Annotated in this window: 19 protein-coding genes; 4 read left to right on the plus strand and 15 right to left on the minus strand. The window is 47.6% G+C overall.

The window, feature by feature from the left end; translation table 11 throughout:
- Positions 1-101: 101 nt before the first annotated feature.
- The 4 genes from AC5JLB_RS15630 to AC5JLB_RS15645 all read right to left on the minus strand — a co-directional run bounded on the left by AC5JLB_RS15630 (position 102) and on the right by AC5JLB_RS15645 (position 3308).
- Positions 102-443, minus strand: coding sequence for a HepT-like ribonuclease domain-containing protein (locus AC5JLB_RS15630; protein WP_495874753.1), 342 nt, complete (start codon positions 441-443; stop codon positions 102-104).
- Positions 430-747, minus strand: a complete 318-nt coding sequence (locus AC5JLB_RS15635) for a nucleotidyltransferase family protein (RefSeq protein ID WP_495874754.1) — start codon at positions 745-747, stop codon at positions 430-432. The genes AC5JLB_RS15630 and AC5JLB_RS15635 overlap by 14 nt, the downstream gene beginning before the upstream one ends.
- A gap of 120 nt (positions 748-867) precedes the next feature.
- Positions 868-1095 (minus strand): hypothetical protein, encoded by a 228-nt coding sequence (locus AC5JLB_RS15640; RefSeq protein ID WP_495874755.1) that lies wholly within the window; start codon positions 1093-1095, stop codon positions 868-870.
- Positions 1096-1205: 110 nt separating this feature from the next.
- The gene (locus AC5JLB_RS15645) at positions 1206-3308 is read right to left on the minus strand and encodes an amylo-alpha-1,6-glucosidase (RefSeq protein WP_495874756.1); all 2103 of its coding nucleotides are present in this window, start codon (positions 3306-3308) and stop codon (positions 1206-1208) included.
- 240 nt (positions 3309-3548) lie between these two features.
- On the opposite strand from AC5JLB_RS15645, the gene AC5JLB_RS15650 reads away from it, so the two are divergent.
- Complete coding sequence (locus AC5JLB_RS15650; protein WP_495874757.1) at positions 3549-4148, plus strand: peroxiredoxin; 600 nt, start codon at positions 3549-3551, stop codon at positions 4146-4148.
- Positions 4149-4653: 505 nt separating this feature from the next.
- Here the strand turns inward: AC5JLB_RS15650 and AC5JLB_RS15655 are convergent.
- The 6 genes from AC5JLB_RS15655 to AC5JLB_RS15680 all read right to left on the minus strand — a co-directional run bounded on the left by AC5JLB_RS15655 (position 4654) and on the right by AC5JLB_RS15680 (position 11201).
- Positions 4654-5511, minus strand: a complete 858-nt coding sequence (locus tag AC5JLB_RS15655; protein ID WP_495874758.1) for a macro domain-containing protein — start codon at positions 5509-5511, stop codon at positions 4654-4656.
- Positions 5512-5529: 18 nt separating this feature from the next.
- Complete coding sequence (locus tag AC5JLB_RS15660) at positions 5530-7134, minus strand: DUF4062 domain-containing protein (protein WP_495874759.1); 1605 nt, start codon at positions 7132-7134, stop codon at positions 5530-5532.
- Between the two features lie 388 nt (positions 7135-7522).
- The gene (gene recG, locus AC5JLB_RS15665; protein WP_495874760.1) at positions 7523-10015 is read right to left on the minus strand and encodes an ATP-dependent DNA helicase RecG; all 2493 of its coding nucleotides are present in this window, start codon (positions 10013-10015) and stop codon (positions 7523-7525) included.
- 18 nt (positions 10016-10033) lie between these two features.
- Positions 10034-10498, minus strand: a complete 465-nt coding sequence (locus AC5JLB_RS15670; RefSeq protein WP_495874761.1) for an NUDIX hydrolase — start codon at positions 10496-10498, stop codon at positions 10034-10036.
- A 53-nt stretch (positions 10499-10551) separates the two neighbouring features.
- On the minus strand, positions 10552-10983 hold the full coding sequence (locus AC5JLB_RS15675) for a PIN domain-containing protein (RefSeq protein ID WP_495874762.1): 432 nt from the start codon (positions 10981-10983) through the stop codon (positions 10552-10554).
- Positions 10980-11201, minus strand: coding sequence for a hypothetical protein (locus tag AC5JLB_RS15680; protein ID WP_495874763.1), 222 nt, complete (start codon positions 11199-11201; stop codon positions 10980-10982). Before AC5JLB_RS15680 ends, AC5JLB_RS15675 begins: the two co-directional genes overlap by 4 nt.
- A gap of 470 nt (positions 11202-11671) precedes the next feature.
- Between AC5JLB_RS15680 and AC5JLB_RS15685 the strand changes: the two genes are divergently transcribed.
- Positions 11672-13927 (plus strand): cation:proton antiporter domain-containing protein, encoded by a 2256-nt coding sequence (locus AC5JLB_RS15685; RefSeq protein ID WP_495874764.1) that lies wholly within the window; start codon positions 11672-11674, stop codon positions 13925-13927.
- Between the two features lie 24 nt (positions 13928-13951).
- Here AC5JLB_RS15685 and AC5JLB_RS15690 read toward each other — a convergent pair whose 3' ends face one another.
- Entirely contained in the window at positions 13952-16711 is a 2760-nt protein-coding gene (locus AC5JLB_RS15690) for an AAA family ATPase (protein ID WP_495874765.1), read from the minus strand.
- A 424-nt stretch (positions 16712-17135) separates the two neighbouring features.
- Between AC5JLB_RS15690 and AC5JLB_RS15695 the strand changes: the two genes are divergently transcribed.
- The gene (locus tag AC5JLB_RS15695) at positions 17136-17861 is read left to right on the plus strand and encodes a peptidylprolyl isomerase (protein WP_495874766.1); all 726 of its coding nucleotides are present in this window, start codon (positions 17136-17138) and stop codon (positions 17859-17861) included.
- 63 nt (positions 17862-17924) lie between these two features.
- On the opposite strand, the gene AC5JLB_RS15700 is transcribed toward AC5JLB_RS15695, so the two are convergent.
- From AC5JLB_RS15700 to AC5JLB_RS15715, 4 genes are all read right to left on the minus strand, one after another.
- Positions 17925-18617, minus strand: coding sequence for a molybdopterin-dependent oxidoreductase (locus AC5JLB_RS15700; RefSeq protein ID WP_495874767.1), 693 nt, complete (start codon positions 18615-18617; stop codon positions 17925-17927).
- Positions 18618-18704: 87 nt separating this feature from the next.
- Positions 18705-19316 (minus strand): cytochrome b/b6 domain-containing protein, encoded by a 612-nt coding sequence (locus tag AC5JLB_RS15705; RefSeq protein ID WP_495874768.1) that lies wholly within the window; start codon positions 19314-19316, stop codon positions 18705-18707.
- A 76-nt stretch (positions 19317-19392) separates the two neighbouring features.
- A complete protein-coding gene (locus AC5JLB_RS15710) occupies positions 19393-20787 on the minus strand; it encodes a (Fe-S)-binding protein (RefSeq protein ID WP_495874769.1) in 1395 nt (464 codons plus the stop codon).
- A gap of 8 nt (positions 20788-20795) precedes the next feature.
- Positions 20796-22097, minus strand: a complete 1302-nt coding sequence (locus AC5JLB_RS15715) for an FAD-binding oxidoreductase (RefSeq protein ID WP_495874770.1) — start codon at positions 22095-22097, stop codon at positions 20796-20798.
- Positions 22098-22299: 202 nt separating this feature from the next.
- Between AC5JLB_RS15715 and AC5JLB_RS15720 the strand changes: the two genes are divergently transcribed.
- On the plus strand, positions 22300-25722 hold the full coding sequence (locus AC5JLB_RS15720) for a PAS domain S-box protein (RefSeq protein ID WP_495874771.1): 3423 nt from the start codon (positions 22300-22302) through the stop codon (positions 25720-25722).
- Positions 25723-25724 lie beyond the last annotated feature (2 nt).

Consider the following 25724-nt stretch of genomic DNA (forward strand, 5'->3'; position numbering starts at 1 on the left):
GCGTGGCTTGCGGTTGTTTTCTTCTGTTCTCTCAACTTAACCCGCAACTTGGATTTTTTACATGCTCAGAGGCGAATGCTTCTCGTTCAATGATGAGAGATTCAGCGTTCCTGAGCAGGTAGCAGAGGCTCGATCATAGACAGTAGCTGAGGGATATCGTCCTGAATTACGCCCCAAATTTCATCGACCTCGACACGATCGTATTGATGAGTCAGGATGTCTCGCATTCCGGCAATTTCCCGCCAAGGAACTGCGGGATGCTGATTACGGAAGTCAGCAGATAGCCGCTTAACAGCTTCTCCAATCACAACAATTTGATAGAGGATGGCAGACTGCTTCTCTAGATTTGCCGCCAGTTCTGTCTTCTCTAAGCCTTGAGAAAATTGCAGGATCAGTTGGGCAGCCTTGGCAATATCCAGTAACGAGGCGCTATCTCGTAACATAGATTACCTGAGCCGTCTCCAAAATCTCTTTGCGACGAATCCAGTTATGGCTCGTCTCAATCGCATGTTTGCTAACTAGGTCGACTTCGCGCCCCAGCAGATCTTCCAACTCGTATTTCATTTTTGCTAATGCCATTAGTCCCCGTTTTGCATCTGGGGCAAAGGTGACAAGGATGTCAATATCACTGTCGGGACAGAAATCGTCTCGCAGAACAGAACCAAACAGGCCAAACTCACTGATCTTCCAGCGTTGGCAGAATTCAACCAGCTTGTCTTCAGGAAGTTGAATATTGAGCGTGAGCATGATTTAACCTTCTGGATCAGTTTATTCCCAACGATATTCAGTCTTCGTTTGAAGCTCTTGAAGTACCTGTTGATGCGTCGAAGCAAAGCAATAGTCACATTTGTATCAAGCAGGTAACGATTACCACTCATCTCTTAATACCCGTTGGATGGCGATCGCATCTCCCCGCCATTGCAATGTCCCTGCTAGATCCGAAAAGTCATACTTATGAGATGCAGTAGGTGTGGATGAAGCGGGATTGATCACCAAAACTAATTCAACCTCACCGAGTGGTAATTGCGTTGGTACATTGAGCCGAAGATGCCCGTTGGCGTCAATCTGACCAATCAAAGTGAGAGTTTGCATCATTTATATTTCCAGAGTGACCCTCGATCTGCTGAAGCAGATATTTTGAAGCGATCGCATCTATGCTGCCTTTATTCTATGCCTTCACCTGATTTCAGTGTTGATCTCCCGCTTCAATAGATCCACCCACTCCGCAGCAACTCAGCAACGCTGACGCCCATCGCCACCGATCCTCGTGGAGTATGGGGAGCCTCACCATCAAACGCTTCTGAAATAGCATTGAGACAGCCTTCATTCTCAAAATGAGCAATTAACGGCTGCAAATCAAACCCCAACGGTAGATCCAAGCAGAAGCGAGACCACGCTCGAAAGAAAGAGCCTAGAAGCCAACTCCAAACGACTCCTTGATGGGCAGACTTCGGCGTGCCATCGTAACATCCGATGTAGTCTGGATGAGTGGGATCAAGCGATCGCAGCCCATAAGGAGTGAGCAAGCGATCGCGAGCAACCTGCAACACTCGCCGCGAGTACTGCGGCGAAAAGGCACAATGCCGCAGCGAAAGCGCCAACACCGCATTGGGGCGAATTGCTGGATCGCAGCGATCGTCTGGCTCAATGCCATCAAATAGATAGCCACAGTCTGCATTCCAAAATCGTTGAAGCGACTCTTTAACCTGCTCGGCTTGCTGACCATAGCGACGGGCTTGGTTGGCTAAGGCAAGATTATCTTGCTCTTGCTGGCTCAACCGCTCTGCCCACTCCCTCGCCCAACATAACGACGAATACCACAATGAATTAACCTCAATGGGTTTACCGCATCGTGGGGTAACAGGCTGATGATCAATCACTGCATCCATCCAGGTCAGCGCAGCCGTGTAGGTTCGTAGTTCCCCCTGAGAGTAATTGCTCCACGTCAACAACCCATCCGAGGCATCTACACGGATGTTGTGCAGCGTTCCAACTGTAAAGGACTTATAGATCTGATTCACCACTGGGTACTGCTGCACCAAAAAATCCCAATCCTGACTCGCTTCGAGGTATAACCCCAGAGTTTCAATCCACCAAAGCGATGTATCAATACTGCTATAAATTGGTTTACCGTCAATTTCTGCAAATCCGTTCGGAATCAAGCCTTGATAGCAATAGTTACTCAACATTGTGAGAATACTGCGGGCAAGAGAAAAACGGCGAGGGGTGAGCGCCATACCAGGAAGGGCGATCAGCATGTAGCGTCCGCGATTCGCGCAAGGCGCAACGCCGCAGGAGCCGTGTCCGCTTGGATAAGCCTCAAGCAGCGTAGGACTCGCAGCGACGGCCCGAAAGGCTAAGAAGCGATCGCTCGCTTGCAGCAGCTTTTGGTGAAAAGAAGCCCCCTCTCCCAGACTTGACAGTGAAAATTGTTCCTGCAACCGGGCTTGCTCCATTTGAAGTGTCTGATCAAACACGTCAGAATCTAAGCGGGGCGCGCCTGCTTCAGCCCAACCGACTCTGGCTTCTAGCGTTACCGTTTCTCCTGGCTGTAGCTGCACCGTCAGATATCCCGGACTGTAGAGATCTTCAGAAATCCCACCCTTTCTTGAAGATTGATGGAGCCAATCGGGTGCTGCTTTAGAGTAGTCAAAATTCCAGTACCATGTTCCGTCAGTGCAATAGTGTCCCCGACTCCAACGCACTGACCAAGGCGTTCCGGCATATCCACCTGGTTGAGCTTGTAGCCGCACCTCTTGATCTCTCACAATCTGCAACACCTGCATCTTTGAAGCCGCTTGGTGTAACTGGTTTAAGCCGCGATCGCCGATTACAAGCCGCAATCGGAGGATTGCAACAGAGTTGCCGCTGTAGCTGTATCGAATCAGGAGACGGTGATCTAGCTGGGGCACGGATGAACCGTTATCGGTTAGGCCGTAGGGCATGAGGAGCTGGCGGCTCAGCGACCAAGCGTTTGTTTGCCACTGCCAGATTGGAGTGGGAGCAAGCGTAAAGGAGTTTAGAAACTGGTATCCTTTAGGCGAAACGTTCCCATCGCGCCACACATTTGTTCCGAGTGGATAGACAGATCCAGCAATTTCTAAGCTGGCATCTAAGTGAGATAGCAGCAGGGTGCAACGATTGGGCGGGTCGAGGGCAGCGACTAACCAGCCTTGGGCACTGCGCGTTCGGGCATCACAGAGGGTTCCACTGGCAAAACTGCCGAGCCCATTGGTGAGGAGCCACTCGCGAGTGTTTAGAGAAGATGTAAGGTCGGTAGACGAATTAGGGTCGGGTAGAGAAGACAAAGGTAGATGCCAAAACCGTTCTGTTCACTAGCTATACCGTGTTTTTGGCTCTCAGTCTCTATTCTCATAGTTTCTTCATCCCCTATCCCTAATTTTTATGTCAAAATCGTTATGACTATGATATAGTCGTAACAGTTCGTTAAATATCGAATTACGGCGATAAGCTGAGATGTGCATAGTGGCATGTTTGTCTGCTGTGCCTACGCAACCGTAGATGCATTGTTAAGGAGAACGTTTTTCATGGCTCAAGAAGGATGTTTGCGCGTCGGTCAGGCTGCCCCTGACTTTACTGCAACCGCTGTGGTTGACCAAGAATTTAAAACAATCAAGTTGTCTGACTATCGCGGCAAATACACGGTTCTATTCTTCTACCCGTTGGATTTTACGTTTGTTTGTCCGACTGAGATCATTGCCTTTAGCGATCGCTACGACGAATTCAAGTCTCTCAATACAGAAGTGTTGGGTGCCTCGGTCGATAGCGAATTTTCTCACCTCGCCTGGATTCAGACCGATCGTAAAGCAGGTGGTATTGGTGATATTGCCTACCCGCTTGTTTCAGATATCAAGAAAGAGATCAGCACTGCCTACAATGTGCTTGATCCGGATGCTGGAGTCGCTTTGCGTGGCTTATTCATCATTGACAAAGATGGCGTGATTCAACACTCGACGGTCAACAATCTTTCGTTTGGTCGCAGTGTAGATGAAACGCTTCGCACTCTGCAAGCAATTCAGCACGTTCAATCTCACCCGGATGAAGTCTGCCCCGCAGGCTGGCAGCCTGGTGCTCAGACGATGAATCCTGACCCGGTGAAGTCGAAAGAATTTTTTGCGGCAGTTTAGCGAAAGGAGTAGGTACAAGGTACGAGGAAGAGATTTCTAAGTATCTTGTCCCTTTCGCCTCTTATCGAAAATAGTTCTAGTTCCCAGGCTCATTACAGCTTGGGAACTTGTTCTTTAAGGAGATAAGTTGACTGAGTTGACTTTGAATTTAGCAACGCCTTCAGGGTTTACCTTCTGCAAAAACTTAATTGACTGCTTGCGAATTTGACTGCCATGTTTGACCTAAACTGTCATATCAATCAATTCTTCATTGTTACTGAGCAATTGCTGGTGCTGATTTGGTATTGCTCGATCATGCAAAGGTAGCGCGATCGCTATGATGATATTGAAAAGTTTCGGGGAAAATGCCTATGAGGGTGAGAAAGTCGGTGTATCTCAGTTGGAATTTTTATTAACGTCAGTTGCCATAACGGAGAAACGCAGCGGCGGAAGATATCCTTGAACTCAGCATCAACGGCTTTCGTCCGCTGCCGTGGCATGTTAGGCAAGTTCACAACAGGATGAACTAGAAACACGCTGATGTTAAAAACTCTTCAAGTTCATAGAAATCAATAGATTCTACATCGTTAGGATAAATCATTACCGTGAGCTTTCTGGTAATGAATTTTTCTTTTGAAGCAACAATGAACGAAGTAATAATTAATTTTACTAACGCCATCCGGGGAAGACCTGTACGAGCCAAGTCTGCTCCAATAATTGGGATAGAAACATCAATACTATGCCCTTTCAAGCGAATTTCTTGCCAAAGCTTACTGAGCGATTGCCAAACAAAGTCTACGTTGGATTGAACAGTCATGTCATTGCTCATATATCCATAAGCAGTCAGGAAATAACGTTTGTCATGGGAACCCAGAGTAATGGTAGTTCCGATAGGGTAGCGCCAAGTTTTACCTAAACTTTTATTGGGTTCCTTAGTACGTAAATGGTTATAGGTTTGGAGAGCATTTTCAGTATCTGCATCAATTCTTGAACGATCACTGCCATAAATTCTTTGAAGAAATTGTCCTTGAATACTAGAAGGTTTAATAATTTCCCCTAATTCCGTATCGAACACATCATTGAATCCGATAACTAAATGCCCTGGCTGGTTAAAAAGATTGCCTATTTTAATCTCAATTTCTGAATCAGGAGAAGATAAAGCTCTACAAACTGAGATACGTGGAAATCGTTGAATAAAAGCAATACCTAATGCTAAGGTAGCAAGCCATAGATATCCTGCCCACCCAAAACTCAATTTCTCTGGAAAGAAAAGCGCGCCTGGTTCAGTTAGTAGCCATAATAAACCAAAATTATTAATGAATGAACTGCCTAGTCGCTTAAGTCCAACTTTCTTAAAAAGATTAAGGTAGATGCTGTTTTTCATTGCTTTGTATTTAGAGAGCTAGGTTGGTTGATTGAAACGATTAAGCAGCTCCCGATAACTTATTACCTTCTGCCCAGTCTTTGCAAGTTGAACTATCTTGCTAATATATGCAGGAGCACCACCGCGACCAAAGTCCCAACGTATTTGGCTGGCAATCTCATCATATCTCTGGGCAACTGCCTCAAGTTCTTGGGTTCCATTAAAAAGGCTTGATATAACTCTTCCTAGCCTGCCTTGCTCTAAAACTGCTTCTTGAACAGCTTTGACAATAAACCTATTAGTCTCTGTACGCCAAGTGAATGAGCCACAGTAGGGATGTTCTCTATTTAGTTGAACAGATTTGAGAGAAACCAAAAACTCAAAAAGGTCAAACCAATCTAAATATCTTGCTTCTACTTCATTCGGATATAGTTTGTTTTTAAGGAGCGGAGCAAGGTGGTCACTAACAGGGGTGTATCTTCTATCAAACCCAGGTTCTATGAGCTTTTGTATATTGTGATAAAAAACATATCTTGGATCCACTGCCTCTACTAATTGCAATTCTCTATCATATTCTCGCGAATAAACTTGTCGCTCAATCACCTCTTTTAGAAAATTGATTTTGCCTGAGCGCAATGCAGAAATCCCAATCGAGTAAAATGTGAGTAATCCAGGATATGTCTTGATATAACTTACCCACTGATAACCATTTTCAAGCTTCCTTGTACTTAATTGCTCAACCCAATCACCAACAATTTCCGCCCAATCAATTGAAGTATTGTCTCCATACTTGCCAATGGATGAAATAGCAAATATAGAAGGAGTGGAAATGGTCTCAATGACCTGAGCAATTGCCGAGATATTCTCAGTAGTTGGTTGTTGATTGAACAGAGTAGACAAATCAGGAGAATTGAGAGCGCTTTGAATTTCAGCTATTTCTCTTTCCTTTACATCTTCCAAATCCTGTACACCAAACCGAGAATCGAGTAGCTGCTTAACAGTAGTCTGAGCATCAGCTAAAGTTATCAACGCAATGCTAAAGGTAGTGGGTCGTTGACCTGGTTGAATATCCAATCCAATTGCCTGCTCAGTAACTCTTGCTTCCTTCTCTGCTGCCCTTCTCTCTACATCCTCTCTTGCGACCTCTTGAATGACTGTTGTGATATGGCGAAAAACCTTTTCTTTGAATTCTGGAGTATTCCTATATAAACAAGTTAGCCCCCTCTGATTAAGTTCTTTTTTATACTGCTTAAGCTGTTCATACTGCTTTTGATCAACACTCGATAACGAAACAGGTTGATCAGAAAAGTAAACAATACATCTCTTCCCTTCAGCCGCAGCTCTCTCAATTTCTTCTACAGTCCCTGATTCAGCTTCAGGAGTTGGAGTACCAATACGAGTCCAGAAAACACCAATCAAGAGATCACAATTATCTACAAGTTGCCGATTAATAACAGCTTGTCCACGTTCTCTCAGATCCGGTGTAGCATCTGTTTCCCATCCAATGGGGAGCAAGACTATTTTCATAGACTCGCTATGCATCGAATTCCAACGAGCAACTTCCTCTCTGACTATGGCTCGCTCCTCAGCTACATCGCCTGGGCTGGCGATCAGAACACGGTATAACTTGGCTTCAACTGGCATACTACTATATATAGTCTTGAGACGCTAATAATTCTATATATAGCGTATAAATTTGTGGACTGTGTATTTTACTAAGGTGTAAACACGATTTTTATGCCTCAATCTAGAATTTTGACAGAATATGCCGTTAGTACTTTTGCCTCGTCTGCCTAACTATTACTTAATAGCCTGAAACTTTCTGCCTAAGATCCCCGTTTGGGGCACTTAGCCTGACACTATTTCTGCAAATATCTCTCACAAGAATTTTGAACAGACAGCTTCCATATTTCTTCTCTGAAAATTATTGTCTGTTAAAATAATCGCGGTCAATTTTTCTAGAAACGGTGCGCTTTGATTGGCAAGCCTTAGAGCATTCTCGAACAACGAGCGTTCCTCCTTGTCCTAATCGCTAGGTCAAAATTGCGCCACCCATGAGCCGCTGATAGCGATACTCCAATTCGGCTTTCATCGCTGCCCAGCGATCGAGGGTGGGATCTTTCTCCATCGCTTTTTCTGCTGCCCCTCGCGCCAGTTCCAGCACGTCTTGATCTTCAACTAAACTGGCTAACGCAAAATCCGGCAACCCCGACTGGCGAGTACCCAACACTTCACCAGGACCTCGGAAGCGCATATCCATCTCCGAAATAAAGAAGCCGTCTTGCGATTGTTCTAACACTTTCAATCGTTGGCGCGAGGTCTCGCTTTTAGAACTGCTCATGAGTAGACAGAACGACTGTGACCCGCCTCGACCGACTCGACCCCGAAGCTGATGGAGTTGAGACAATCCAAACCGCTCGGCATGCTCAATCATCATCACCGTTGCGTTCGGTACGTCAACACCAACTTCGACAACGGTAGTTGAGACTAAAATTTGCGTTTTGCCATCTCGAAACGCGGTGATCGCTTCGTCTTTTTCAGCAGAACTGAGACGACCATGCAGCAAGCCAATTGTAAAGTCAGGAAAGACTTCTTGGAGGTTCTGATGTTCGTCGATCGCAGACTTGAGATCTAATTTCTCAGACTCTTCAACCAACGGCAACACAATGTAAACCTGCCGTCCTTGAGCAATTTCACGGCGCATCAGTTCATACGCCTGCTGGCGATCGCGCCCTGTTAAAGCCGTCGTTTGAATCGGTTTTCGTCCGGGCGGCAACTCATCAATTTGACTCACATCTAAATCGCCGTGCAACGTTAACGCCAACGTTCGAGGAATCGGAGTTGCGGTCATGGTGAGAACGTGAGGATGTTCACCTTTTTGCTGGAGTCTAGCACGCTGCTGAACGCCAAATCGATGTTGTTCATCAATCACAACTAAGCCCAACCGCTCGAAGTTCACCGTGTCTTGAATCAGCGCATGAGTGCCCACGAGCAGCGGCAATTCTCCCGTTTCAAGTTGAGCATGAATCTCTCGACGCTTAGCCGCTTTTGTCGATCCGGTTAATAACTCAACAGGCAAATGCAATTGATTAAACCAAGTGACCAGTTTTCGATAATGCTGTTCCGCTAACACTTCAGTCGGAGCCATGAAGGCGGCCTGAAAGCCCGATTGAATTGCTGCCAAAATCGAGATCACAGCGACGACTGTTTTACCTGAACCGACATCGCCTTGCACCAGTCGATTCATCGGAACGGTTTTTTGAATGTCATTGAGGATATCATTCGTCACCCTAACTTGAGCATTCGTGAGTTTGAAAGGTAAGACATTGTAGAATTCGTCAACCAAGCGCCCGGTCGGAGCAAGCGCGGCGCTCGCTTGGGTCTGCTGTTGAGTTTGACGCCGCTTCAGCATCCCCAACTGGAGATAGAAAAACTCATCGAAAACCAGGCGGCGACGAGCGGCATCGAGGGCATCGCCGTTTTGAGGAAAATGAATGCTCGCGATCGCATCTTGTACCCCAATCATGCCGTATTCTTTCAGCAATCCTTTCGGCAAGGCTTCCTGCAAATGCACGACCGCAGGCAGGGAGGCTAGCACTGCTCGTCGGACTAGCTCAGCGGTAACGCCTTCGGTCAGGGGATAGATTGGTACAACGCGACCCACCGTTAACGACTCGATCGCATCCGCCGAGTCACCCAATACCTCAATGTCAGGATTGTCGAGCGTGATCCCGAATTTGCTTTCTTTCACCAATCCAGACGCTGCGATCGCGGCTCCGGTCGGATAGAGCCGCTTTTGTTGCTCTTGCCAACCCCGACTGGCGAATCGGCTTCCCATGTAGAAGCGGCTCAGTTTCATCTGAGCGCTAGAATCACGAATCGTCAGTTCCAAAATCGTCAGCTTTGTGTTGCGCGGACTGGTGAAACAATTGCAGCTTTTAATCGTGCCAACGATCGTCACAGTTTCGCCCGCTTCCAGATCGCAAATTTTCACTTGACGGGCGTAATCGATATAATCTCGCGGATAGTAATACAGCACATCCCGAACACAGAATAGGCCCAGTTTTGCCAATCTTTCAGCGCTCTTCGGGCCAATTCCCGATAAATAAGTAATTGCCTGATCGAGAGCGACCGGGGCAGCGGAGGCGGAAACGACTGGGGTGGTACTTGGCGTTTTTGAGGCAACCGCACTGAGGGGTGCAGATGGAGTGCCATCAACGCTATATTTCGCGGGAGGCTCGTCCGACCGAGTGGATTCAGATTCTATCGTTTTCTTGATTTGGTGTAAGAACCGCCGCGTTTCTGCCACCAAATGCTGTCGCTGGGAAAACGTCAGGTCAGGATAGCTGGCAAATTGGTCGGCAATTTCTTGGCATTTAGTGCGATCGCGCCCCTTCACTGTTTCCGAAGGCTGTCCCAACGTTAGACACAAAAACTCACTGAAGCGGTACTGATTCCCCTCCAGGTCATTAAACCCACGTTCTGCCTCAACTGAGAGCGCTTTCTGCAACCGCACCAAATCCATACGTTAACCGGATAGGCACTACTTCATTTTAGTGTGACTTGACTCGATGAAGGTTAGCAAAATTTGTTGATGCGTCGCGCCAAGCGGTCGAGTCTGATCGGCATTCTTAGAATAGCGATCGCCCCTGACAATATCATCAACGCTGAGCAATCCGAGATCCCATCCTTCCATCAGCACTAGTTCGCTCACCTCGACGGTTAGCGGAGCTTGAAACACATGACGCACTACTTTCTCGTCTTGATACACGCCAAATTTTGCAATGCTAGGAATTTGGTAGCCAATTTCTTCGAGCAATTCTCGCTCAACTGCTACTTCCGGCGTTTCCCCCGGTTCAATGTGCCCGCCGAATAAACCCCAAAATCCGGGATAAACAATCGTTGGAATATTTTCCCGCAACTGCATCAGGAACTGATCGTTTTGGTAAAGAATCGCGATCGCAACCTCAATTCGATTCATAACAGCATGACTATCTTTAGCGCTCATTCTACAACTCTGCTGTAGAAAATGTTCCTGCGGCAGTTTGTGACTGCGAGGTTTCACTTGAAAGGATTAACAATCATCAGTCGCTGTTCCAAGATCAAATTGTCTTGCATATCTTCTGAGTACAGAATCTCGGCGTTAGCGAACAAAGCACTGGCAACAATCAAGCTATCCCAAAAAGAAAAGTAATGCTGCGATCGTAAATCAGAAGCTTTGTTGAGAATTTCAATCCTTGGAGCAATAACCGTACAGCGATTCTCAAAGGTTTGAATGAGCAGCTTAATTTGTGCCTCAGTAAAATTTGCTTTCTTTAAAGCGTTGACGCAAACTTCGTTAATAACCTGTGTGCTAACAATAAGATTTTCTGAATTGGTCAAACTTTGTGCAATGTTGCGCTTTCTTTTGCTTTCTTGAATCGTTGATGATTGGTTTTCGAGAAGATAATACAACCATATGTTTGAGTCTAAAAAACATAGTTGATTACTCATATATTTCGATCATGACTTTCGTTTCTTGTAAGAAATTGATCGATCTTGATCGGATTTTTTGCTAATTCATCCATAAAGTCAGGTCGTGAAATTTGCTTTGTCGATTGCTTCACTACAGTAATCTTGACGGTGTTTGCTCCTACGATTTCTTGCTTATGTTCATCAGGAATTACGATTTCTCCATTCTCAACTTTTGCCTGAAACTCCACTATTATCATCACAATTCTCCAAAATGTGTAATTTCATTCTACTGCTTTCACCCCTTTGCCGTATGTTCTTGCAACATTCTGCGGATAAGGCGGTATGTCCGTCGATTAACTGAAGGAAGAGATGTGCAAGAGCAGGATGTCCTATCAAGCAGACAATTGATTGGCTAAACTAGTCTGCTGAGTAGTTTCTTATGTTTCACTCGATGGACATTCAAAGACAATGTTGCTGATTGGCGCAAATCAATTGCAGTTGTGAGAGCGATCGCTCCACTCCAAGACCAAAACGTTCTCATTTCAGAGAGCAACATTTCATTCTGAATACACCTGTTACCAAATCCGCTGCCACTGCGTAAGCCCTTGGTTGTATGAGCCAGATAGGACTTGAAGAGTAACATTAATATCTGTAGCGAGTTAGAAATTTCCAGTTTTTCCGGTAATAATCTTTTAAGCTCAATCCTCAACCCAATCACGGCGCGTGCATGATTAATTCGCTTCAACTACTAGCACCCGTTCTTTTAGCAGAAACGAGTGCTTCAAACATTATTAAACCGTTAGGTCATCACGAACTTCTGTTGCTGCTGTTGCAACTGTCCTTGCTGCTGCTCGCGTCACGAGGGCTTGGCGAACTCATGCGCCGAGTCAGCTTACCGCCCGTTGTTGGGGAGTTGTTGGCAGGCGTATTACTCGGCCCGTCCATCTTTGGACTCGTTTTGCCTGCGGTTCAGGCAGCGGTCTTTCCCAAAAGTCAAACACAGTCGGATCTGCTGAGTGCCATTTCCTGGTTGGGCGTTCTATTTCTACTGATCGTCACGGGGTTAGAAACAGATCTCAATCTGATTGTGCGGAAAGGGCGCACAGCGCTGGTCATTTCGTTAGGCGGCATTATTGTGCCTTTCATAACGGGCTTAAGCCTAGGTTGGGTGTTGCCAGATGACTTTTTAGCTAATCCATCCCAGCGATTTGTGTTTAGCTTATTCATCGCAACAGCAATGAGTATCTCCGCCGTCCCCGTGATTGCCAAAGTATTGATGGACTTGCAATTAATCCGGCGAGATATCGGACAAGTTACGCTGGCAGCAGGAATGACAGATGACACTCTGGGCTGGATCTTGCTCTCGGTTGTGTCTGGGTTGGCGACGAGTGGCACATTTGATTTACGAGCAGTAGTCGGGTCGATCAGTGGAGCCGTCATCTTTTTGGGAGTTGCCTTTACGCTGGGGCGTACCGTCGTAGATCGGCTACTTCGATGGGTGGATAACACGATTGGAGGAGCCACTGCCAGTTTATCGATTGTGCTAATTTTGGCTCTCGGCATGGCGGCCTTGACTCATAGTCTAGGGATCGAAGCCGCGCTAGGGGCATTTGTGTTGGGCATTCTGGCCGGGCAGTCGCGGCGCTTTAGCCGAGAAGCGGGACATATTTTAGAGGTAGTTACTGCCGGATTTCTAGCTCCGATTTTCTTTGCGTCTGCTGGTTTGAAGGTGAATCTAGTCCAACTTTTGGTTCCTCAAACCTTCATCATTGGGCTAGTTGTATTAGCTGTTGCTTGCGTCGGTAAATTCGTTGGAGCCTATATTGGCTCTCGGGTAGGCGGGTTGTCCCACTGGGAGGGGCTGGCAATAGGCTCCGGGATGAATGCTCGTGGGGCCATGGAGATTATTGTTGCCACAATCGGGCTGTCGCTAGGGGTGCTGAACCAATCGATGTACTCGATCATTGTGATGGTCGCGATCGTCACGTCGTTGATGGCTCCGCCATTATTACGGTGGACACTCTCGAATGTTGTCATTGGCGAAGAAGAAGCGCAGCGTCTCCAGCGTGAAGAACATGAGAGCCAAAGTTTCATTAAACAGATTCGCCGCATTTTGATGCCAACAAGCGGAGGAGCAAATGTTCAGCTCGCTGCACAACTTGTCAGCTACTTGGGGCAGCAGAACGAGATTGAAGTAACAGCTCTCTACGCATTGGATAGGAAGCCGCCTCAACGCAGAGAAGAGAGAAAAGCTGCGATCGCGAGAGATAATCAGTCCGAGATCGCCTTGAACGCCGTTCTGTCGGCGATGAATCTGCCAGAGAACAGCATCTTGCAAAGCAAAGTAGAATCAGGGCGCACTAAGGCAGAGGTCATTCTAAATGAGGCTCGCAAAGGCTATGACTTGATCGTGATGGGGGCATCTGAGCAGAAGCAACGGAGGGGAATCGTTTTTAATATGCTGGTCGATCAGGTGGTACAAGAAGCGCCTTGTGCAACGCTGGTGGTCAAGTCGCATCTGACAGCCGCGCAGGGCGAGATTTACCAAATTCAATTGCAGACGATTCGTCATATTTTAGTCCCAACGGCTGGCTCAGAGTACAGCAGGAATGCGATCGAACTTGCCAGTACGATCGCGGCCCAAACCGGAGCATTGGTGAGCTTAATTCATGTGGTCACTCCCTCCCAATCTGACTATGCTTTGTATGACCAGCCTCTTGAGCCAGCCCGCGATATTGCCTATCAGGTCGTGAAGAACCAGGCACAAATTGGAGAGTTGTTAGGTGCGAAAGTGATGTTTAAAATCCTTGAAGGCAAGAGTCCAGAGCGAACGGTGCTGGAGTATGCGCAAGCCGAAGAGGTCGATCTGATTGTGCTAGGCACTAACATTCGGATCATGACAGGACGGGTGTTCTTTGGTCATCGAGTGGACACCATCTTAAATAACGCTGAGTGCCCGGTGGCGCTGCTCTCGATGCAGTAGATTGAGTAGATTGGGCTGCCTCAACTATGCTTCTCGTTGAACCAGAATGACATTCTCTGTCACCTTCTCAAACGTGTCGTCGTGGCTAATGACAAACAGTTGACGAAAGGTTTTGATGTTAGCGATCGCTTCTGCCAAACTTTCGCGGCGGGGCTTGTCCATATTAGTGGTCGGCTCGTCAAAAAAGGCGATGTTAATATCGGCTAATACTTTCAGCAACGCCAGTCGAACCGCTAATGCGGCACACATTTGCTCTCCGCCCGAAAGGTTAATGAATCGACGCGGATGAGCGCCTTCTTGAATCACAATTTCATAATCGCGCGTCCAGTCTAGGGCAACATTGGGACGATTCATTAATTCCCGAAATAGTTTATCAGCTTCCCGCGAAATGCTCTGAACGTAGCGTTCTGTGATTCTAGGTCCAGCTTCTTTGTAGGCTTTACGAGCAAACTTAATGAATCGCTCTGTTTTTTGTTTGCGTTTTTGCTCAGCTTGCGCCTGAGTCCGTTTTTCTTGAATAAGCTGAAGTTTTGAGAGTCGGACTTCGTATTCTTCTAGGCGTTTTCGCTTTTCAGGCAGCATCGCTCCTAGTGTAATCTGTTGTTTTTGTGCCTCTTGATAAATTCGCTGTACTTCTGCCACTTTTTCGGGGTCATAAGTTTCTGCTAGCGTTGCTTTTTGATTAGTAAGCTCGACCAGTTGTTGATCCAGAACTTGTAACTGATCGGTTGCCTCTTCAAGCTGTTTTTTACGACCTTTGTAGCTATTTGCAGATTGCTGGTGTTCTAAATAAACCTGATAATCCTCGCGATACTGTTCGCGTAATTCCTGCTGATAACGAATTTGAGCCGCGAGGTCGGCAAAGCCTTCTAATTGACCATTGAGATCTGCGATCGTACTCCCAACTTCTGCAACGGCTCGCTCAAGATGTTGCTGCTCAGATTCTAAAGTTATCTGCTGCTTCAGGTCTCGGTGCAAAATCTGGGTGCGTCCACGAGGATTATCCAATGTTTGAAGCTGTCCCACAAGATGGGCTAACTGCTGCTTCAGTCCGGGTTCTGAGGCAAGGTGCGCTTGAGCTTGGGTCAGCTGCGATCGCACCTCATCCACTTCGGCGGCAAGCTTTTCTTCATCATCAAACTTAGCGTCGAGTGTGAGGTATTGCGCCTGCTGATGCCGGGCAGTTTCTAAATGGGTTTGGGTTTCTGCGATCGATTGTCTCAATCGGTCAGCTAGCAGTTGTTCAGACAAATCATCCAAAATGCCTTGTAAGTCGCGCATGAGTTGACCCTGAGATTTAGAGCCGTTACCCAACGCCGTAAGCACGTCCTCGATCTGAGTTGACCAAAGCGGTGTGGCTTGCTGGAGTTCTTTTAACGTTGCAGTAGCGGCTTGAATTTGATTGCTGTGAATTGTCTCTCGCGTTTGGGCTTGCGTGACGATTTGGCGTAAATCTGATTCAAATTGAGTCGCTGCCTCAATGCGACTAAGCTGTTGTCCATAGCGTTGAAGCTGCTGTTCAAGATGAGGAATTTGATGAACGATCGCGCCCAGCGCTTCTAGCCGCTCGATTTCGTTACTTAACTGTTTCTGACGTTGTTCAAGCTGAACAAGCCGCTTCTGATCTCGCGTTATGGTTTGCCGCCAGCTTTGACAATTCTGTAACTGCTGGTTCACGGTTTGTTGTTGCGTTTCAAGTTCGGTCTGTTGTTGGATCAGTGGCTCCAGTCGCTTGAGTTCAGCCTCAACCTGTGATCGCCGCTCGATTTGTTGCTGTAAGGTGGCGAGTTGAGTTCGATACCCACCGAGGGTTTCGGTCAAGTCTTGCCGTTTTTGCAGGAGGTCTTGTTGAGTAGAGCGATGCTGCTCTAGTTCTTTTAGCGTTGCTTCTGCTTGCAAAACAGTTTGATAATGCTCTCGACGAGCCGTACAAATTTCAACGGCTTTTTCTGCGGTTACAAAATCAGCTTGAAGCCGTTCGGAGTTGAGGCGATCGGCCTGAATGCGAGTGCTAAGGTTTTCGAGTTGTGAGGTTAGCGTCTGGACTTGAGCAGCAACTTTGCTGTAATCGTCTTGCTCTTTCTGAAGTTCTTCTAATCGTTGTTGCCAGTGGGTGAGATCGATTTCAATTTGTGTAATTTCATCGGTGACTTCTGTGCGTTGCTGGGTGAGCGGCTCCCATTCTTGCAGCAATTCATCGTACTGTGTAATTTCCCGGTCTAATCGTTCTGTCTCAGCTTTTGCATATTTCTCTAGAGATAGCATTTGCTGATTGACTTGGCGATATTCTTCAACTTTCAGAATTGCATCGAAAATGGGTTTACGCTTTTCGGCGGTTTGTAGAAAATCGGCGGTAAATGTACCCTGCGGAACGCCGACTGTATTGGAGAACAGTTTTGCTAAATCCGTTCCTGCCGGAACGCCCAAATTCTCTCTCAGCCACGGCAACACTTCTTCTTTGATGCGACTGTAGCCGAGTTTCTCGCCCAATTGCGGATCAAATAATGTATAGCCCGATCGCGTGCAGCGCTGCACCTCATAGGTTCGCTGATCTCGGCTCGACACAAAGCTGACACGTGCTTGGGCACTATTGGCCCCATTGCGGATCAGATCTTCAATCTTGTAATCGCCTTTGTAGTCAAATAAGACCCATGCGATCGCTTCGAGAATGCTCGTTTTGCCCGCCCCGTTTTCGCCGCAGATAGCGTTGGTTCCGGGCTGAAACGGAAAGTGGCGATCGCTGTGAGACTTGAAGTTTTTGAGGCTGACCGAGAGAATTTCCATGAGTTGATTCTAGAGGAGATCAGGCGTTCTGATCTCGAATCGCCAATGGATTAAATTCTAACGCTGCTTGCCCACTTCTCGGTTCAACAATTTATTCAGTAAAGCGCTACTCAGACTTTTTTTAAGGATCGGTTGAGTCGCTAGAAACCCAGTCGCTAAAACCCCATTGTGTCTTGTGCGATTTGCAACATTAGAACACGTAGAATCCGCTAGTAGAGCAGCGATGCGCTAACTTTTATCGGCGTTTACTCCAAAAAATTCCTGATGCAAAACGAATGCGCTGTTAGATCTATCTACTTAAGCAGAGTGCCAAATCTCCAATTCTTTCAAGGAGTCGGAAATTTGGAAATTCATCAGGATTACGGTCTTCCTCAGCCCACCCATTAGACGGTGCATTGTTGTTAAGCAGTTCAGACTTTTACCAATGGATGATCGCATTGCAGCTTCTCCTGCGCCTGACGAGATCGTTAAATTTTTGAGAAAAAACGTTCAGTACAAAGAGGTTTGTCAACAGATTGTGTATCAGCGGATTGTCCAAAAAGTGGCCCGCGATCGCGGAATCTGCGTCTCTTTGCAAGAGATTCAGTATGAGGCAGACCAATTTCGACAGCGCTATCGGCTACAGCAGTCGGCAGATACCTTAGCTTGGCTTGCTGACCAGCAAATGACGCCCGATGACTGGGAGTCGGGTATCTGCGATCGCTTGCTCGTTCAAAAGTTAACCAAGACCTTGTTTGATCAAGAAGTCGAACAGTATTTTGCCAAGAATCGGTTCCAGTTCGATCGGGTGGTGCTCTACCAAATTATGTTTTCTGATGAACAATTAGCACAAGACGTGTTCTACCAAATCAAAAATTCTGAAATCAGTTTTTACGAAGCTGCCTCCCGCTATGGTCGGGATAAGCAACACCTATGCTGCGGCTATACACAGGTTTACCGTTGGATGCTGAATCCTAAAATTGCAGCCAGCGTTTTCGATCAGCAAATCGGGCAGGTTTTAGAACCTGTCGAAATCGAGCAAGGCTACCATTTAATCAGGGTAGAAAAGATTTTATCCGCAGAACTAACGCCCGAATTGCGACAAGAACTTTTGAATCAACGGTTTCAAACCTGGTTAAAGAGTGAATTAAATTGTGTGTTGCAGGATTGAATCGGCTCTCAGCAGCATTCATTAACGCTGGAATGATTGTTCTAGTTAACGCTATTCATCCCGTTACAATCCAGCAAACCACTCATAGCCTTGATCTTCCCAATATCCCTGATTCCTTAGCAGTTGGCTTCTCACCGTGATTCGAGTGACCCATTTGCTTTGTTTGTAACCCAATTTAATCGGTGCAGCGAGTCTTAAAGGTGCGCCATTGTCAATCGGCAATGGCTCGCCGTTTTTTTGGTATGCCATGAGCGTTTGTGGATGCAAACACGATGCCATGTCCCAACTTTCGTAATAGCGATCGGCAGATTGAAAATAAACATACTTTGCGCCATCTTTGGGCTGCGCTAGTTGAATTAATTCTCGGAGCGGAACGCCGCCCCACTGGACGATCGCTGCCCAACCTTCGACACACACATGCCGAATCACCATCGAGCGAAACGGTAGTTTGTAAATTTCATTCAAGCTAAGCTGCATTGGATGATTCACGTCGCCATCAATCGTGAGCCGGTATTTCGCTGGATCGATTTCGGGCGTAAATCCAAACGTATTGATCAGCAGCTGTTCTGGCTCAATTTGGCTGATCGGCAGTTCTGGAACAGGCGTCTGTGGCTTGAGCAGCAGCTCTTCAATCTTCTGATTAAATGGCTCGGTTAACGTTCCGGCGACATCGGCAAGATAGCTTGCGCCGCAGCCCGACAGAAGAAGCCCTGTGCTGGAAAGTCCGGTGAGGTGAAGAAATTGGCGACGGAGCATGGATGAGGGATGAGGGATGAGGGATGAGGGATGAGGGATGAGGGATGAAGATTTACTTTGCCAGAACTGTGTTATTGGAACATAGAGTTACCAGAACATCGATTCTAGAAGCTGTGTGCCGCCAACTTTGAGGGCGAGGAGGGAGTGCGCGATCGCAAACCCGATGACGGCCGGAACGGTGATAAAATGCACAATTCGCAAGGCTTCCCAGCTGCCGAACGCATCGACGATCCAGTAAAACTGCGCGGGTTTATACATGCCAATTCCAGTGAAGATTGCAAGGAGAAGGATGGGTACGATCGCGGTGTAAATAATGCGATGCCACGCGTAAGCTTTGCGTTTTTCGCTGCGTCCCACTTGCAACGCTTTTACATCATTGCCCCCCACAAACCGATGTCTCCAACGCCGAGTCACTAGGATGTAAACTCCATACCAAAGCAGGTTGAGCGCGAACAGCGTCATCGCAGCAAAGTGCCAGTCGCGTCCGCCTGCCAGCCAACCTCCCAAGGTGAACAACGGAAAAATATGCATCCCTTGTCGTCCACCAAAAACAGGATTAGCGTTGTAGATTTGTAATCCACTGGTCAGCATAATAAATACGCTAACAACATTAATCCAGTGAAAGGTTTTAGCTAAGATCGCTTGCTTGGGTAATTTTGGCAACCGAGCGGGTTGGCGTTCTAAAGAATCGCTGGTCATAGAATTAATCTCTCACCTAGTCATGTTCGTTCTCTACCTGCGCTCGAACTAGATTCATGTGATCGCGGGACTGCTCTTAGCCTACGCCACTTTTTTCAGGCGTTTGCCCCATCGGTAGCTTCACGCCTCGAATTGAATAATCTAGCAACTGCATCGGATGGAGCACCGGAACAGTTTTACTCTGTAACTTCAGATGTTTTGAAATCTGTACATAGCAGCCAATATTGGCGGACGCAATTATGTCTGCTCCAGTATTCGTAAGATTGTCAACCTTTTGTCGTCCTAACTCTTCTGCCACCTCAGGTTGAAGAATGTTGTAGACCCCAGCGCTCCCACAACAAATCGCTGCATCGATTGGCTCTCGCAGTTTCACTCCCGGAATTTGTCGCAGCAATTGGCGCGGTTGCACACTAATTTTCTGCCCGTGCAGCATGTGGCAGGCATCTTGATACACCACGGTTAGCGGCTCATCTTGAAGTGGCGATCGCTGCGCTGTTAGTCCAACCTCAGCGAGAAATTCCTGCACATCTTTAACCTTGCTCACAAATTCCTTGGCTCGCGTGCAGTACTCGCGATCATCCTCCAAAATATGACCATACTCTTTCAACGTGTGCCCGCAACCTGAAGCATTGATTAAAACAGCATCTACATTCAGGTCAGCAAAGCTATCAATCATCTGGCGGGCAAACATCTTTGCCTGTTCTGCTTGTCCTTGGTGATGAGACAGCGCCCCACAACAGCCTTGTGTTTGTGGCACAACCACTTCACAGCCATTTGCCGTTAACACTCTCACAGTTGCATCATTCACCTCTGGATTGAACAACCGTTGTACGCAACCGAGAATCATACCGACACGATAGCGTTTCTCTCCCTGAGCCGGAATCAATGCCGGGATTGTGTCCTTAAACGCTTGCGGTGGAATTTCCGGTAGCATTCCTTCCATGGCGGCGAGTTGAGCAGAAATTCGTTTCAGAAATCCGAGCGATCGCACTAACTTCTGCAATCCTGTTTTTTGGTACAGTCCCAACGGACGCAGCAGCGATCTCATTCGATTTGGGTAGGGAAAAACCGAGAAAATGAGCTGTCGTAATGCTTTTTCGCTCAGCGATCGCTCATAATTCCGCTCGATCTGCGGACGAGTAGCGGCGATTAACTGATCATATTGCACACCAGACGGACAAGTGGTGACACAGGCCAAACAGCCTAAACAGGAATCAAAATGCGGCACGGTCGCGTTGGAGAGCGAGCTTTCTCCTTCGTTGATGCTATCCATCAAATAGATCCGTCCCCGTGGCGAATCCATTTCTTTGCCAATGACCCGGTAGCTCGGACAGGTTGAGAGACAAAATCCACAGTGAACGCAAGAATCGATCACCGACGGATCGGGAGGATGGTGAGCATCAAAACCTGTTCCTTCAGCCAAGAGGGCTGTCAGCGGTTTAGAAGTGGCTGAATCGTTGGAGGGTTGCATTTTAAATCTTAAATATTGCCTACAAAACGGTGAGGGCTTAATCGGTGTTCTGAATCAAATTGATTTTTAACTTGCGTCATCAACTCTAGAGCATTGCCCGTGTAACCCCAGACATCAATGGTTTGTTTAAGCTGTGTTGGCGCTTGCAAAACGGACAGATACCCGCCCAACGCTTGGAGCCGCGATCGTACCTCTTGAATCTGAACAGAGCGCACTCCCTCTACTACAAATTGACCTAAGCCACTTCCAGCATGAATTACAGCCATTGCAGTTGGCATTAAACGTTCTATCTCACAAAGCGCTTCCACAGCGTTAGAAGGCTTTACTCCAATTTTGCATAGAATTGCATGGCTCTGCGATGCTTCACTCATTAAACCTCTCGATGTCTGCCACAGATCCGCTTCTGCATCGTTAGCATAACTTTCTACAGATAAGTCTAACGCAGATGCTATTTCACCTAGCCGCATCACCTGCAATTTCACACTTTCAGAGATGCTCTGAAACTGAACCACTAAACGAAGTCCTTGCTCTAACCTCAAATCCAAGACAGATGGACTCAGGGCAGAACCAAGTAAGGCTTGCAAGGCTTGCGCAATTGCGTCTGGGCGGCGCTTTGTACCCGTTGTATCTTTCAAGACAACCGTTTGAGAGGCAGGCGGAATCGGGTAGACCCGAAATGTCACTTGCGTAATGATGCCTAACGTTCCGTAAGAACCCGTCAGCAATTTCATCAGGTCATAGCCTGCGACGTTTTTAACAACCCGTCCGCCAGCTTTCACGATCTGCCCATCATGGCGGACAAAGGTAACGCCCAACAGCATGTCTCGTACACTGTGGTAGCGATGACGCAGCGAGCCGGCATCCCCAGTGGCGACAATGCCGCCTAATGTAGCGTGTGCCGAAGAAACGGTGGGATCGATTGCGAGAAACTGTCCGGCTTCACCGAGAATTTGTTGCAATTTGGCGAAGGTCAGCCCTGCCTCTGCGGTGACGGTGAGATCTCCGATCGCATGATCAACGAGCCGATTGAGCCGCTCGGTGCTAATCACCAAGGTTATGCCTGACACCAATCCACCCCAATGCAGCTTACTGCCACTGCCCATTGGCAACACGCGCCACTGATGTTGGTGAGCAAACCTCATTACCGATGCCAATTCTGCTTCGGTGTTCGGAGAAACTACATAGTCTGGCGCAGCCCCCGGACGGAGCGATCGTAGAATTGCCTGCTGCCGAGACGCCTCTACGTCATTCCACGCCAGCAATGCTGCGGGACTGACCAACTGTTCTAACTGTTGAGCAACTGCTTCCATTCGTAAAATTACGCAAATTATCGAACCTTGAGCCTTACGCAAAGCTCACTCTACGATAATTTTACCTAGAGAAATTTGGGAATTTCTATGGCACGATCGCAGAGATATTTTCATTATCGGGGAAGACCTCGACATTTCCTCAATCCCATTCAAACTGCAAGCTGCCCGCGATTCGCGCAAGGGTCATTCCTAAGGAACCGCCATGCAACCAATGGACTCATCTACCACACAACAGGCTCGGAAGAACTCGCAAAACCAACGGCCTTCCGAGGCAATTAGCCCTCACAATCCGCCTTCTCAAACCGAGAACCTTGAAGCCGAGATTGACCTTGAAGCCACGATTGCCGCAGAATGCAACTCTCTGAGGCTGCAGGCTCAGGTGCAGCAAGAACGGCTGGCTCAGTTGTCTGCTGATGTTGACTCCCCCAACCCGCTTCCCCTTCTAGCTTGTGCAAGAGCAGAAGCGGCGCTGCAAGAAAGCGAAGCTCGCTACCGTCGCTTAATGGAAACGGCAACAGAAGGAATCTGGGTGCTAGATGCGATGGGAAAAACCCAGTTTGCCAATGATCGATTAGCCCAAATGTTGGGTCAATCGGTTGAAGCGTTGATTGGGCAACCGTTTCTAGATTTTGTGGATGTGGGGAGCAAAGCACTCGCCCAAAAAAGTCTCGATCGCGTCCGCTATGGCATTCAAGAACAGCAGGATTTGAAGCTTCTCCACCCGTCTAGACAAGACTTGTGGGCGATCGTGTCTGCCAGCCCAATTCTGGATACTCAAGGACAGTACACGGGCATCTTGGTCATGACGACCGATATCACCGAGCGCAAACACACTCAAACCACGCTAGAGTACTCGCTTTGTCTGCTACAGACGACCCTCGAATCGACAGCAGATGGCATTCTCAGCCTCGATGTATTCAACAATATTTTAAATCTCAATCGCCGATTCATTCAACAATGGCAGTTGCCAGAAACGGCGCTTTCTTTTAAGAATTATCAGCAGATTCTAGACTATACGATCGCGCAACTCAGACAGCCCGATCTGTTTCTAGAACAGCTTCAAACAGAGTCCGAACGTCCCGATTTAGAAAGCTACATTATTCTTGAATTGAAGGACGATCGCGTCATTGAGCGCTACTCTAAGCCCCTGATGCTGGGAGATAGCGTGATTGGCAGAGTAATTAGCTGCCGAGATGTAACCGAGCAAAAACGAGCAGAAGCGGCGCTGGCAGAGAGTGAAGCGCTGCTAAGAACGGTTGTCACCAATACACCCACCATTTTGTATGCGCTCAATCGAGACGGTACATTCACCTTGGTTGAGGGGAAAGGACTAGAAGCGATTGGATTACAGCCACGTCAGGCAGTTGGGCAGACTGCCTTTGAGCTTTATCGCGACTACCCAGAGGTTCTGGCTGACCTCCAACAAGTCCTAGAGACTGAAGAAGCCTTTAATTCCACATTAGAAGTAAAGGGCATGTTCTTCGACAATCGCCTGACGCCCCTTTACAACGAGCAGGGCGAACTCCTGGAATTAGTCGGTGTGGCAACGGATATCACGGCTCAGCTTCAGGCAGAAGAAGCCTTGCGCCGCGCTAAAGCCGAATTAGAATGCCGTGTCGAAGAACGCACTTCAGAATTGCAGGCAATCAACCAGCAACTCCAGCAAGAAATTACCCAACGCAAGCAGATCGAGCAAAGCTTACGAGAAAGCCAAGTTTGCCTACGATTGATGAACAGCATTTCCACAGGAGCCACCGCCGGACTCTCGGTAATGCAATTGATCGAAGCAACGGTGGAAGAAATCGCACTCCATTTCAGCGATGTGCGGGTGCTGTATAGCGTAATTGAGCGCGATCGCGTCGAGGTGCTTCACTCGGCTCAACCTGAAACAATGCCCTCGCTCAAGGGCCAAATCGACGAATATTTGGGGGTGTCTGACTATCTCAAGCTGCTGGAGCATCGGCAGTCAATCAGTATTGAAAATGTGCAAGAAGAGCCACTGTTGCAGGCGATCTGCGATCGCATGGTCGCCCGAAAAACGCGGTCTCTGCTGACCGTTCCGCTCCAGCATTCAGGCACTCAAACTGGGCTACTTAGCTTGAGTGCGCCTCAGCCCCGCCAGTGGAGTACTCATGAAATTGCAACCTTGACTGAGCTGGCAGATTATTTGTCGATCGTTTTGCAAGAGGCGCAGGCACAGCAAGAGCGCCAACGAGCAGAAGATCGCTTGCGGCTGTTTGAGTCGGTCGTGGTTAACGGCAGCGATGCGGTGGTTATTACTCAGGCGGACTTGGACAATCCGATCATCACGTATGTGAATGCCGCGTTCACCCATATCACAGGGTTTGAGTCGGAAGAAATCCTCGGTGAAACCCCACGAATTTTACAAGGACCCAAAACCAACCGCGCCCAGTTAGCTCGGATTCGGACGCTCTTATCGCAACGAAAATCAGTGCAAGTCGAACTGATTAACTATCGCAAAGATAAAACAGAGTTTTGGGTAGATTTAACGATCGTGCCGATTATTGATACTGAGGACAACGTAACTCACTTTGTCGCGTTGCAGCGCGATATCAACGATCGCAAGTGGTCAGAACGAACGCTCATGGCCGCCCAGTCACGGCTGAAATATCTGCTGTCATCTAATCCATCGGTGATCTACACCTGTCAGCCTACTCCCAATCGGCCTTGTACGTTTGTGAGTGAAAATGTTACTCAACAGCTTGGATACGAGATTTGGCAATATCTCAAAGATTCACATTTCTGGGTAGATCACATTCATCCCGACGATTTGCCCCAGGTAGTCAACACGCTGCCTCGGCTCCTAGAGACGGGTGAATTAACCTGTGAATACCGCTTTCTGCATCAAGACGGCTCCTACCGCTGGTTACGCGACGGGATGAAACTGTTTCGCGATCGCAACAACAACCCAGTGGAGATCATTGGGTCAGTCGTAGACATCAGCGATCGCAAGTGGGCAGAAGATCAAATTCGCGCCTCACTGGATGAAAAAGAAGTGATGCTGAAGGAAATTCATCATCGCGTTAAAAACAATTTGCAGGTGATCTCAAGTCTGCTAAAACTGCAAGCGGGTTACATTAACGATGAGCAAACGCTGGAGGTCTTTAAGGTCAGTCAAAATCGAGTGCGGGCGATGGCGCTGATTCATGAAAAATTATACCAGTCTGAAGATTTAGCCAAGACCGACTTTGCCGAGTATATTCGTAATTTAGTCACTGACTTGCTCCGGTCTTACTCCATGAATTCGCGGGTGGTTGAACTCGATCTTCAAATAGACGAAGTCCGTCTTAGCATTGATACTGCTATTCCCTGCGGGCTGATTATCAACGAGTTGGTTTCCAATTCATTGAAGTATGCTTTCTCAGAATCACAACCTGGTAAAATCATAATTCACTTACGCGCCGAGCCTGAAAATCAGTACATTTTAGTCGTTGAAGATACTGGAGTTGGCTTTCCTGACTATGTAGATTTTCGCAAAACAAAGTCTCTTGGTTTGCAGTTAGTTTGCAACTTAACCAAGCAGATACACGGTGTTATCTACCTTGATCAGAGCCAAGGAACCCGCTTTACGATCGCGTTTGCGGAGTCGAAACCTAAAGGGTGATC

The sequence above is a fragment of the Myxacorys chilensis genome, from assembly GCF_059505265.1.